Here is a 12874-nt window from a genome sequence, read left to right on the forward strand (position 1 = left end):
CGCGGAATTTTTCAACCTAAAAACGTGCGGCAGAGGAAAATAATTTGAAAATAATACATACCTCCGATTGGCATCTCGGAAAAAAAACGGAAGGCAAGAGCAGACTCGAAGAACAAAGACTCGCGCTCGACGAACTGTGCGAACTCGCGAAAAGCGCGAAAGCCGACGCGGTTATTGCGGCGGGCGATATCTTCGACACCGTAAACCCCTCGGCGGAAGCCGAAGAACTTTTCTATTCGTACTGCCTTAAACTCAGCAGAACGTGTCCCGTAATAGCGGTTGCCGGCAACCACGACAACCCCGAGCGATTGAACGCGCCCCGCGGCATTGCGGGCGAGTGCGGCGTTTTACTGTGCGGCGGCATGGACGATTCGCGGGCGAAAGAGCCGTTTTGCGGCGGCGAGGGGTTCGTGACTTTGCGCAAAGGGACGGAGCGGGTGAATTTCGCGTTGCTTCCGTATCCGTCGAGCGCGAGAATGTCCGCGCTCGGATACGTTCCCGACCCCGAAAAATCTTACGCCGAAAACGTGCGCGAGTGGCTCGCTGTTTGCGCCCGCGGCTTTACCGCCTCGGACTGCAACATAACGGTGAGTCATCTCTTTATGGAAAAGAGCGAGAGGGCGAGCGACGAAGCCGAGCTAGGCACGGCCGCGCTTTTGCCGCTCGGCGTTTTGCCGGATGCGCACTACACCGCGCTCGGGCACGTGCACAAGCCGCAGTGCGTGAGTAAGTCGCGTAGCGTTTACTACAGCGGCAGTTTACTGCGCTACTCGTTCGACGACACGAGCGAAAAGTTTTTCAACGTGCTGAATACCTCGGCGGCGGGCGTGAAACTCGAAAAAGTTCGTATCGAGTCGGGCAAGAAACTCGTTACCGTGCAGGCGGAAAGTTTCGACGAAGCAATGCGTGCTCTCAAAGAAAACGCCGACGCCTACGTGCGAATTTTGTATAACAGTCCGCAACCTCTTAGCGCGGGGCGATACGCCGAAATGCGAGCGGAGCAAAGTTTCGCTGCGTTTAGGAGCGTTTACGTTTCGCCCGAAATAAAACGCGCCGCACGGCGACTGCGTTCCGACGGCGAGTATTTTTCCGATTATTACAAGCTCGGGCACGACGGAGAGGAGCCGCCGCGCGAACTGCTCGAAATGTTCGAAAAGGCAATGAGGGGGGAAGAATTATGAAACCGCTCAAACTCGTTATAGAGGGCATAAACAGTTTCGTGCAAGCACGTGAAATAGATTTCGAGCGGTTGGGCGCGCACGGCATATTTTGCGTGTGCGGTCCTACCGGCAGCGGCAAGACCACCATACTCGACGGCATTATACTCGCGCTGTACGGCGAAAACAAAAACCGCGGCAATCTTGCCGACTACATAAACACCAAGTGCGACAAGGGCAAGATAACTTTGGAGTTCGAACTCGAGGGCGAGCGTTACTCGGCATACAGAGAACTGCGCCGCAAGACGGGCACTGCGGCGGCAAGGCTGACTAAAATCAAAACGGGCGAGATAGTTGCCGACAGGTCGGACACGGTGAACGCGTGCGTAAAGGAAATGCTCAAACTCGACAAAGACGAGTTCACCAAAGTCGTGGTGCTCGAGCAGGGCAAGTTCGCGCGTTTTATGCAAATGACGGGCAAGGACAGGAGCAAGACCGTAGCCAAGCTGTTTTCGCTCGAGCGGTTCGAAAAGCTGAAAGAAACTTTGGCTACGGCAAAGAACAAATACGATAAACTCGCCGACGCGGCGGAAGCCGCGCTCAAGCAGTACGAGGACGCAACCGAAGAAAAGTTTGCCGATAAGCAAAGGGAGATAAAGCGGCTTAAAAAGGAAACGGAGCAAAAGCAAAATGGCGTGGAGCTTGCCGAAAACGAGCTTAAAACCATGGAGCAGTTAAAGGCGGCGGCGGATAAGCGAGCCAAAGCGGAGTTTGCAGTGGCGCAAGCCCGAGCCGAGCTCGAGAAGATAGCGGAACAAAAGCGCGAACTTTGCGCCGAGCGCGAAAGTTTGGATACGCTTAAGCGCGAACTTGCCGAGCTTAAGGTTGCGGCTGACTCTGCGCAGGGCATGATTGCCAAAATAGCGGAGTGCGTAGCCGACGAAGAAGCGAAGAAGAAAAAGGAACAAGAGCGCGGCGAGCTTTTGAAAGCGTATAAAGATACGGACGGAAAGATAAAGGAGATAACGGAGCGAACAAAGTCGCAAAACGAAACAAAAGATAAAAATTCGTCGAAAGCGGCGAGTATTATGCGTGACGTATCACTGCTCGGCTACTCCGGAAAAGAGGTTAGCGAAGCGGCGTTTTCCGCCATTGCCGCAACCGCTCTGGCGGATTACAAAACCTTGAAAGATGCGGAGAGCAAGCGAGCGCAGGCGCAAAAAGAGCTTGAAAAATTCACTCTCCTTGCGGAGAAATACATAAAAGGTGAAAACGAGTCCAAGCAAAAAACGGAGAGTTTGAAAGCGGAAGCGGAGCGAGCGAAGAACGAGTACGAAACGGCGCGAATAAATTTCCAAGCCGAGTCGGTGCGGGCTTCGTTGCACGATGGCGATATTTGCCCCGTGTGCGGCGGAGAGTATCGCGGAGCGCGTAATACCGATAACGGCAACGCCGCCGAACTCGCCGCACTCAAAGAGAAAAGCGAGAGTGCGGCAAAGCGGTACGAAAAGGCGGCGAACGAATACAAAGATATTTTGCGCGAACAGCAAATTAACGGCGAGAACAGGGCGAGAGCCGAAAAGGATTGCGCCGAGCAGGGCGAGATACTGAGCGGCAAGAGTTCGGAAAACGCATGCCGAGCCGCGGAACTTGCCAAAGAGGGCGCGGAGTCGGCAAAAGCCGCGGCGGACGCGGAACGGGCTATTTCCGATTACGCCGCGCCGCTCGCTACGGCGAGGGCTAAACTCGAAAAGATTGAAGCGGACGGCAAGCGACTGCGAGCCGAAATAGACGGGCTGAACGAAAAGATAGCGGAGCGGCTCGGCGGGGCGAATATAGCCGCCGCCCAAGCCTCGGCGAATAAAGCCATACAAGACCACAAAGCCGCGCAGGAAAAGTCGGACAAGCTCACGGAAGAGCTTAACAAAAAGAGCGAGGATATAACCGGCCGAGAGTTCTCCGCCAAAGCCGTAGAGGAGGAGAACAAAAAAACTCTCGCCCAGCTTCCCGCCTCCGATTTTAACGCGGAGCTGTACGGCGAAAAGCTCTCCGCTCTAAGCGAGTTGAAAGAAAGCGTTGCCGTTTTGCAAAAGGACGCGGGCGGCATGGAAGCGGAAGCGAAATCGCTCCGCGAGCGTTTGAACAAAAAGAAAGAGCTTGCGGCGGAAAAGCGCGAAATATCCAAAACGCTCGAGCGCGTGCTCGAACTCAACGCCTGCGTGAAAGGCGACAACAAACTGCTCTCGTTCGTAGCCGAAGAATACGTGCAGTCGTTTACGGCGGCGGCGAGCGAAACGCTTTCGCGGCTTACGGGCGGCAAGTACACGCTAATATACGAGGGCGGCGAATTTTGGGTGGAAGACTTTTTCGCCGACAACGCGCGGCGCAAGGTAAAAACGCTTTCGGGCGGCGAAACTTTCCTTGCGAGCGTTAGCATAGCCATGGCGATATCGCGCGAGATTGCCGCCGACCGACGGTACGAGTTTTTCTTTTTGGACGAGGGCTTCGGCACGCTCGACGAACGCGCAATAGAAACGGTGACGGAAGCTCTCGTGTCGCTTAGCCGCGACACTACCGTGGGCATAATTACCCACAGGGCGGAACTCGCGGAAAGGATAGGGGCGCGGCTCTCCGTAATACCCGCCACCGAAGACGAGGGCAGCAGAGTGGAATTTACGGGCGTGTAAGCGGGTAAAGCGGTCATTTACTTTACTTTTTGTATTATGCTGTGATATAATATTTCAGTATGCTCGGCATGCAACGGAGATAATATGACTTACGTATTCGACGAAAAAGAAAAGGCGGCGGCAAGGCGGGAAAAGAGCGTTTTGTTTTGGACGTGGTTTGCCGTGCTCGTTGCCGCGCTCGTGATTATAGCCGTGCTCGTCACCGTGGCGGTGTATCAGGTTGAGGTGAACCGCAACCGCGACTACACGGTGCTCTTGGGCGTGATATGCGGCTTTATCGCGGTAACGTACGGGTGCTACACGCTGTTTTTCTTCGCCATAAAGTTCAGGCTTACGCGCAAGTTCGTGCGCATGCTCAAAGATATGGACCGCGGACTCAAGGACTCGTTTGACGCAAAGTTCGTATGCTATGAAGACAATCTTTCCATGAAAGACGGCGTGTATTTCTACACCATGGTGCTCAAAACCAAACCTTTGCGGCGCGACGATATAGACGAACGCAAACTGCTCGTGGAACACACCGTGCCCAAAATCGAGCTTACGGAGGGCACGCGGCTAAAGCTAATCAGCCACGCCAACATTTTAGTTGCATACGAAATAATAGAAAACGGAGATATAACACAATGAAAGCGGTTGTAACCGTAGTAGGAAAAGACAAATCGGGCATAATTGCCAAAGTTACGTCGTTTTTGGCGGACGCGGGCGTTAACGTGGAAGATATAAGCCAAACCGTGTTGCAAGATTATTTCGCAATGATAATGCTTGCCGAAACGGGCAAAGCCAACATATCCGACTTAAGAAAGAGCATGCTCGAACTCGGCAAAAAGATAGGCGTGGAAATATCGGTACAGCATGAGGATATATTTTCCGCCATGCACAGAATATAGTACGGCAGGCGTATAGCGGCACATCTACGCACTACGTGCTTGTGCCCACGTGGTCACGTACCAAAAAGTACGCTCCCGTGCGGGCACTGCGCCTGTTGTGCGTATCTGCACCGCTCTCCGCCCGCCGTTCGGCGGTATCCGCGCGTGCGTTGCCCCTGTTGTTGCAATCCGCAACCCTTCTCTGCCGCCTTTACGGGCTACCGTGTCATTGCGAGGGCACGCAGTGCCCGTGGCAATCCCCTGCATGGAACAAGTACAGTAACTATTATTTTTCTCTCGGCTGAGATTGCCGCGGGTGCAAGCACCCTCGCAATGACGTTATACCGCAGGACACCCGTGTCATTGCGAGGGCACGCAGTGCCCGTGGCAATCCCCTGCATGGAACAAGTAAATCTGCCTAACTATCTTGACTTATATGGAGTTAAACTCAATGATAAATTTCAATAAAAACGAAATACTCGAAACGGTGCGAATGATATCCGACCAAAATCTGGACGTGCGCACCATAACGATGGCGTTGTCGCTTTTCGATTGCGTGGGGCGCACAGCCGACGAAACCGCGGAGCTTGTGTATAAAAAGATTATTTCACGCGCGGGCAAGCTCGTTAAAACGGGCGACGAAATAGCCGAAAAGTACGGCGTGCCCATTGTGAACAAGCGCGTTTCGGTAACGCCCGTGAGTCTTATAGGCGCAAAGTGCGGCGGCTACGCAAAGATTGCCGCGGCACTCGACAAGGCGGCGGAAGAAATAGGAATAGACTTTATAGGCGGATACACCGCGCTCGTGCAAAAGGGCATTACGAGTTACGAACGCGACTTTTTAGAAAGCATACCCGAGGCGATAGCCGCCACCAAAAAAGTATGTTCGTCGGTAAACGTGGGCGGAACGCGAAGCGGCATAAACCTCGACGCGGTGCGGCTCATGGGCGAAAAGATTAAAGAACTTTCGCTTCTCACCGCAGACAGCGGCGGACTCGGTTGCGCCAAACTCGTAGTTTTTTGCAACGCCGTGGAAGACAATCCGTTTATGGCCGGCGCGTTTACGGGCGCGGGCGAGGGCGACGCGGTGATAAACGTGGGCGTGTCCGGGCCGGGCGTTGTGTACAGCGCACTCAAAAGGCTGGGCAAAGAAGCCGATATTGCGGAGGTTGCCGAGGAGATAAAGCGCACTGCGTTCAAGATAACGCGCGTGGGTCAGCTCGTGGCAAACGAGGCGGCGGAGCGACTGGGCGCGAGCTTCGGCATTGTGGATTTGAGCCTTGCGCCCACTCCCAAAGTGGGGGACAGCGTTGCGCAGATACTCGAAGAAATGGGACTGGAGAGCGTTGGCGCGGCGGGCACTACGGCGTGCCTCGCCATACTCAACGACGCGGTGAAAAAGGGCGGCGTTATGGCGTCGAGCAGCGTTGGCGGATTGTCGGGCGCGTTTATACCCGTATCCGAAGACGCGGGCATGATTAAAGCGGTGCGCCGCGGTGCGCTCACCCTCGAAAAGTTGGAAGCCATGACTTGCGTGTGCAGCGTGGGGCTCGATATGATAGCCGTTCCGGGCGACACCTCGGCGGCAACGATAAGCGCGATAATAGCCGACGAGTGCGCGATAGGCATGATAAACAACAAGACCACCGCGGTGCGCATAATTCCCGCGCCGGGCAAAAAGGTGGGCGACGAGGTGGAATTCGGCGGGCTTTTGGGCACTGCGCCGGTAATGCCCGTAAATCCTTACGCGGCGGACGCGTTCATTAAGCGCGGCGGAAGAGTGCCCGCGCCCATACATTCTTTGAAAAATTAACCCCCCCCAAAAAAAAATCCAACCGAGAGGTAATAAATATGAAAAGAAGCGAAGTAAACGAAAGAGATATTTGGCGCACCGAGGATATATTCGGCTCGGTTGCCGAGTGGGAAAAAGAATTTTCCGAACTCAACAAAACACTGCCGGGGATATTGCAATTCAAGGGTAAGCTCGGCGACAAGTACGAATTTCTTGCGTGCATGGAGTTCAATTCGTCTGTTTGCCAAAGACTCGAACGGCTTTACTGCTACGCGCACTTAAAACACGACGAAAACAGTGCGGACGAAACGGGTCTCGGGCTGTTCAGCCGTGCGCAGGATATGTATATGCACTACTCGACTTACGAGTCGTTCGTAACTCCCGAGCTGGGAAAACTCGACGAGGTTACGCTTTCGGCGTATATGAACGACCCCGAGCTTGCCACCTATAAGTACATGCTCAGCGAAATTCGCCGCAGTAAAAAGCACATACTTTCGGCGGAAGAGGAGAGAATACTCGCGCTCGGGCAAACTGCGTTTTCGGGCTTTACGAGCGTGTTCGGCATGATAAACAATGTGGATTTGCCCTTTCCCAAAGTGGATATAGACGGCAAAAAAGTAAAACTCACGCACGGACTTTACGCGCAGTGTCTCGCTTCGCCCAACGCGCTTGTCAGAAAAAAAGCGTTTGAGGGCATGTATAAGGCTTTGGGCAGTTTGATAAACACCATAGCGGCGAACTATGCGGCGTCGGTTGCAAAAGACAACTTTTTGGCAACGGCGAGAGGATACAAATCGGCGGTGGAAAAATCCACCGATAACGACAACGTGCCCGGCGAGGTTTACACGAAGCTCGTTAAAACGGTGGGAGCGCACCTCGAACCCGTGCACCGCTACGTTGCTCTTCGCAAAAAGGCTCTCGGCGCGGACAAGCTCCATATGTATGACCTTTACACCTCCATCGTGCGCGAAGCCGACTTAAAGTTGCCCTTCGAGCAGGCGTTCGAGCTTGTGCTCAAAGGACTCGCGCCCATGGGCGAGGAGTACGTGGGGCTTCTCAAAACCGCGCGCGAAAACCGTTGGATAGACGTGTACGAAACGGAGAACAAGCGCAGCGGAGCTTACAGCATGGGCGTAACGGGCGTTCATCCGTATGTGCTACTCAATTACAGTTCCACGGCGCACGACGTGTTCACCATAGCGCACGAGCTGGGGCATTCCATGCACTCATATTATTCCGACAAAGCGCAGGACTACGTGAACGAGGACTACTCCATTTTCGTTGCCGAGGTTGCAAGCACGGTGAACGAAGTGTTGCTTCTCAAGCACATGCTTTCGAGCGAGAAAGACCCCGCAATGCGCAAGTTCCTGCTCTCGTATTACCTCGATATGTTCCGCACCACGCTTTTCCGTCAGACCATGTTTGCCGAGTTCGAGCTTAAGAGCCACGCAATGGCGCAGGAAGGAAAGCCGCTCACGGTGGAGTCGCTTTCCCGCGAGTATCTCAAACTCAACAAAAAATACTACGGACCCGACGTTGTGCACGATAAGCAGATTAGGCTCGAGTGGGCGAGAATACCGCATTTCTACTCGGCGTTCTACGTGTACAAATACGCAACGGGCATTACGAGCGCGGTGAATATTGCGCACTCCATTCTCACCGAGGGCGAAAGCGCGGTGAAACGCTACAAGGAAAAATTCCTTTCGGCGGGCGGAAGCAAATCGCCTTACGATATTTTGTGCGACGTGGGCGTAGACCTCAAAACCGACGAGCCGTATATGGTAGCCATGGACGAATTCGCAAAAACTCTCGCCATGCTCGAGGAGTTGATATAATTTGAAAGCCGCGTGCAAAACGGTAAAAGCGTTTGCGCTTGCAGTCGCGCTGATTGCAACTGCGTTGTTCGCGGGTTGCGACGCGGGCGTTTCGCTGTATGAAGCCCGAGGCGAGGACGGTTGGTATTTCGCTTTGGACGTGAGCGTGGACTCCGCGCTCGAGAGCGAACTCCACGCCAATGCGGCGTATTCGGATAAGCTCGGCAAAGAGTGGACTCTCGGCGACTGGCTTTACGATTATTTCGGTCTTACGAGCGAAATTTACGGCTACGAATTCAAGTACGACGGAGTGCGCAACGAAAAGGGCGGGCGCAGAGTGTACGGTTTTTACGATATATTCGTGCCCGATAAAACTTTGCGCGGAGAGCTTAGCGACGGGCTTACGCTCGAAGGCGAAACCGACGTGACCACCAACCTGTTTATGCGCACCGTGCGCGTTGTGCGCGACGGGCGGTTCGACTTTTGGATACGCTCGCTCGAAGACGCCGTTTCAAGCGGCGACTCGGGCGAGGGCGGCAAAACGCTTATGGGCATGATTTTATACGGCGTGGGGCACTACGAAACCAAAGACGGCGAACTTACGTATGTGGAAGATTTGCCCGGATTTACAACTGCGTTCGGCGTTCCGCTCAACGGCTATACCGAAATGCTGCTCACCGATTTTTGGCTGGCTTCCAAAAAGATGAACGTGGCGTGCGACGCGAAATTGGGCACGGACGACTCCAAAAACGTGTATTACGTGTTCAACAGGCGGCTGGGCGACGAGGACGAAAAAGTGGAGTACGAGTATTTTCGCGCCGACCCCACGGGTTGGTATCTCGTTGCGATAGCGGCGGGCGGCGCGGCTGTGGGCATAGGCATACTTGCGGCGAACATAATAAAACGCCGCAAAGACAAAAAGCCCAAACCGACCGTGCGCGACAATTTCCCTTACGACCCTTTCGACGGCAACATAGACCCGTTTGCATAACGAATACACAAAAAACCAACACGAGGAGAACGGATACTTTTTAAGAACAAACGCGGTGTCCGAGAATTAAAAAAATGACTAACGAACAAATAAGAAACGTGGCGATAATCGCGCACGTAGACCACGGCAAAACCACGCTCGTGGACCAAATGCTCAAGCAGGGCGGCGCGTTCCGTTCCAATCAGGTAGTAGCCGAGCGCGTTATGGACTCCAACGCCCTCGAGCGCGAGCGCGGCATAACCATACTTGCAAAAAATACGTCGGTGAAATACGGCAACTATAAGATAAATGTGGTTGATACTCCGGGTCACGCCGATTTCGGCGGCGAGGTGGAGCGCATACTCAAAATGGTTAACGGCGTGGTATTGCTTGTAGACGCATACGAGGGAACGATGCCGCAAACCCGTTTCGTGCTAAGCAAAGCTCTCGAGCTGGGGCACAGAGTAATAGTTGTGGTAAACAAGATTGACCGCCCCGACCGCAGAGTGAGCGAGGTTTGCGACGAGGTGATAGAGCTTTTAATGGAACTCAACGCAACCGACGAGCAACTCGACAGTCCCATAATATACTGCTCGGGGCGCAACGGCACGGCAACCGTCAATCCCGACGAGCCGGGCACCGATTTAATCCCGCTTTTCGAAACCATAGTAAGGCACATTCCCGCGCCGAGCGGCGACGCGTCCGCTCCCGTGCAAATGCTCGTTTCCGCACTCGACTACAGCGAGTACGTGGGCGCGATAGGCATAGGGCGCATAGAGCGCGGCACGCTGCGCACGGGCATGAACGTGCTGTTATCCAACTATCACACCGACCGCCCTCCGCTCAAAGCCAAAGTAACCAATATATATCAGTTCGAGGGACTCAACCGCGTAGCCGCGGAGGAAGCCACCGTGGGCGATATAGTGTGCGTTTCGGGCGTGGAGGGAGTGAGCATAGGCGACACGCTTTGCGACCCCGCCGACTCAACACCCATAGAGTTCCCCAAAATAAGCGAACCGAGCGTTGAAATGACTTTTTCGGTAAACGACAGTCCGTTTGCGGGCAAAGAGGGCAAGTTCGTAACGAGTAGGCATTTGCGCGCCCGCCTTTATAAAGAAGCGGTGCGCGACGTGAGCATTCGCGTGTCCGACACCGACACGAGCGAGGCTTTCAGAGTGTGCGGCAGGGGCGAAATGCACCTTTCCATACTCATAGAAAACATGCGAAGGGAAGGATACGAGTTCCAAGTATCCATGCCGAGAGTGCTGTTTAAGGAAGAGGACGGCGTTGTAACCGAGCCCATAGACTTGCTCATTGCCGACGTTCCGAGCGACTGCGTGGGCGTAGTAATGGAAAAAATGGGGGTGCGCAAGGGCGAACTCAAGAGCATGACGCCCATAGGCGAGCGCATGCGGCTCGAATTCGAAGTGCCCAGCCGCGGACTGTTCGGCTACAAGTCGGAATTCCTCACCGACACCAAGGGCGAGGGCATACTCACTTCGGTGTTCGAAAAGTACGACTCTTACCGCGGCGAGATAGACCGCCGACCCGCGGGCAGTCTTATAGCGTTCGAAACGGGCGAAGCCGTGGGCTACGGACTTTTCAACGCGCAGGACAGGGGAACTTTGTTCATAGGCGCGGGCACTAAGGTGTACGAGGGCATGATAGTGGGCGAAAACCCCAAGGGCGACGATATAGCCGTAAACGTGTGCAAGCGCAAGCAGATGACCAACATGCGAGCTTCGGGCAGCGACGACGCGCTCAGGCTCACTCCGCACAAGGTGATGAGTTTGGAGCAGTCGCTCGACTTTATAGCCGACGACGAATTGCTCGAGGTTACGCCGAGCAACATAAGAATAAGAAAGAAGATATTGAACGCCGAAATGCGCGCCAAAGCCAAAGCGCACGCCAAGAAATAAACAGAAGGAGAAAGCCATGCCTAAAAAGTATGCGGGCGAGCCCGACCAAAACCACCCCAACTTAAAAGCGAGAGTACTTCCGCACAACAACGAGGCGGAACAGGCGGTGCTCGGTTGCGCCTTGCTCGATAACGACGCAACCATACATATCATACCCGAGCTTACTCCCGCCGACTTTTACGGCAAAGCGCACGCGAACATTTACGACGCAATGGTGCGCATATCCCGCCGCGACGAGCCGATAGACGTGGTAACTCTCACGCAGGAGCTTGACACAATGGGCATGCTCGAGAACGTGGGCGGACTGACTTACCTTGCCGACCTATCCAACTGCGTGCCCGGCGCGTCCAACTACAAGCATTACGTGGGCATAGTAAAAAAGCTGTCAACGCTCAGAAAATTGATTTCTTCGGCGCAAAAGATTACCGACGTTGCGTTTGTGGGCGACCCGCAAAACGACGCCATTGCATTTGCGGAGCGCGAGATATACGCGCTCAGCGAGGAAAACGACCGTAGCAGTCTGCGCGAGATACAGCCGAGCATAGTGGAAGCCATATCGCGCATGGAGCTTATGTATCGCGACCCCACCGCGGGCAAGGGCATACCCACCGGCTTTAAGGGGCTTGACGCCATACTGAACGGCTTTCAGCCCTCCGACCTCATACTTATAGCCGCCCGCCCCGGTCAGGGAAAAACGAGTATAGGCATGAACTTTATTTCGCACGCCGCAATGCACGCGAGCCGCAAGACCGCCGCGGGCAAAGACGACCCCTACCGCTGTGCGGTGTTTAACCTCGAAATGCCCGCAATTCAGCTTGCAAAGCGTATGATTTGCAGCGAAGCCCGCATAGATATGAGCAAGGCGAATTCGGGCAGACTTTCCGCCGACGATTGGAAAGCCATAGTTGCGGCAAAGGCGCGACTCGATAAAGCGCAGATATATATAGACGACAGCTCGCTCACCAACCCCATAGAAATACTTTCCAAGTGCCGCAGGTTAAAACGCGAAAAGGGTCTTGACCTCGTTATGATAGACTATTTGCAGCTCATGACGAGCGGCGAGAGGGTGGAGAGCCGTCAGCAAGAGGTGAGCACCATTACGCGTATGATGAAGATAGCCGCAAAGGAACTCAACGTGCCCATTCTGTTGCTCAGCCAGATGTCGCGCGAGGTGGAAAAGCGCACCAACAAAAAACCGCAGATGTCCGACCTTCGCGAATCGGGTGCGATAGAGCAAGACGCGGATATAATAATGTTTATTTACCGCGAGTTCGATAAAGACGACGTATCGGTAGACGAAGAAAAACGCAACAAAGTAGAGCTTATAATAGCCAAGCACCGTAACGGCGAAACGGGCTCGGTGGAACTCAAATGGGACGGTCCTTCGGTGCGCTTTTTGGACGTGGACCGCTCGCGCAACACGGCTTCGCTCGAAAGGAACATACCGCCCGAGCGCGGCGGCGGCAGTTTCGGTGGATACGACGACGTACCGCCTCCGCCCGAACCGTTCGTTATGAGCGAAAAGACGGCGGAAGAAATTTTGGCGGTGCCGGACAACGCCGACCCCGACGACATCTTTTAATGCGGCGTATAAGGGCGCATCTACGCACTACGTGCTTGCTCGCAATGACACAGTAAGCCGCTACTACCTGTCATTGCGAGGAGGGCG

At 54.4% G+C, this 12874-nt stretch carries 9 protein-coding genes; all 9 read left to right on the top strand.

Annotated elements, in window-relative coordinates; genetic code table 11:
* The first annotated feature begins 44 nt into the window (after nucleotides 1–44).
* Entirely contained in the window at nucleotides 45–1181 is a 1137-nt protein-coding gene (locus tag NFR55_RS00465; RefSeq protein WP_251545175.1) for a metallophosphoesterase family protein, read from the top strand.
* Nucleotides 1178–3844: an AAA family ATPase gene (locus NFR55_RS00470; protein WP_251545176.1), complete on the top strand. Its 2667-nt coding sequence runs from the start codon at nucleotides 1178–1180 to the stop codon at nucleotides 3842–3844. The genes NFR55_RS00465 and NFR55_RS00470 overlap by 4 nt, the downstream gene beginning before the upstream one ends.
* Nucleotides 3845–3928: 84 nt before the next feature.
* Nucleotides 3929–4471: a hypothetical protein gene (locus NFR55_RS00475; RefSeq protein ID WP_251545177.1), complete on the top strand. Its 543-nt coding sequence runs from the start codon at nucleotides 3929–3931 to the stop codon at nucleotides 4469–4471.
* Entirely contained in the window at nucleotides 4468–4731 is a 264-nt protein-coding gene (locus NFR55_RS00480) for an ACT domain-containing protein (RefSeq protein WP_251545178.1), read from the top strand. Before NFR55_RS00475 ends, NFR55_RS00480 begins: the two co-directional genes overlap by 4 nt.
* Before the next feature lie 430 nt (nucleotides 4732–5161).
* A complete protein-coding gene (locus tag NFR55_RS00485; protein ID WP_251545179.1) occupies nucleotides 5162–6523 on the top strand; it encodes a PFL family protein in 1362 nt (453 codons plus the stop codon).
* A gap of 38 nt (nucleotides 6524–6561) precedes the next feature.
* Nucleotides 6562–8337, top strand: a complete 1776-nt coding sequence (gene pepF / locus NFR55_RS00490; protein WP_251545180.1) for an oligoendopeptidase F — start codon at nucleotides 6562–6564, stop codon at nucleotides 8335–8337.
* A gap of 1 nt (nucleotide 8338) precedes the next feature.
* Complete coding sequence (locus NFR55_RS00495; RefSeq protein WP_251545181.1) at nucleotides 8339–9307, top strand: hypothetical protein; 969 nt, start codon at nucleotides 8339–8341, stop codon at nucleotides 9305–9307.
* 74 nt (nucleotides 9308–9381) lie between these two features.
* Nucleotides 9382–11205 (top strand): translational GTPase TypA, encoded by a 1824-nt coding sequence (gene typA, locus NFR55_RS00500; RefSeq protein ID WP_251545182.1) that lies wholly within the window; start codon nucleotides 9382–9384, stop codon nucleotides 11203–11205.
* Nucleotides 11206–11221: 16 nt separating this feature from the next.
* Nucleotides 11222–12787, top strand: a complete 1566-nt coding sequence (gene dnaB / locus NFR55_RS00505; RefSeq protein ID WP_251545183.1) for a replicative DNA helicase — start codon at nucleotides 11222–11224, stop codon at nucleotides 12785–12787.
* Nucleotides 12788–12874: the final 87 nt, after the last annotated feature.

This window comes from Pumilibacter intestinalis, assembly GCF_943193005.1.
Taxonomy (GTDB): Bacteria; Bacillota; Clostridia; order Christensenellales; family Pumilibacteraceae; genus Pumilibacter; species Pumilibacter intestinalis.

Coding starts and splice junctions, on each gene's coding strand:
- NFR55_RS00470 (WP_251545176.1), top strand. CDS start 1,178: ATGAAACCGCTCAAACTCGTTATAGAGGGCATAAACAGTTTCGTGCAA.
- NFR55_RS00475 (WP_251545177.1), top strand. CDS start 3,929: ATGACTTACGTATTCGACGAAAAAGAAAAGGCGGCGGCAAGGCGGGAA.
- NFR55_RS00480 (WP_251545178.1), top strand. CDS start 4,468: ATGAAAGCGGTTGTAACCGTAGTAGGAAAAGACAAATCGGGCATAATT.
- NFR55_RS00485 (WP_251545179.1), top strand. CDS start 5,162: ATGATAAATTTCAATAAAAACGAAATACTCGAAACGGTGCGAATGATA.
- pepF (WP_251545180.1), top strand. CDS start 6,562: ATGAAAAGAAGCGAAGTAAACGAAAGAGATATTTGGCGCACCGAGGAT.
- typA (WP_251545182.1), top strand. CDS start 9,382: ATGACTAACGAACAAATAAGAAACGTGGCGATAATCGCGCACGTAGAC.
- dnaB (WP_251545183.1), top strand. CDS start 11,222: ATGCCTAAAAAGTATGCGGGCGAGCCCGACCAAAACCACCCCAACTTA.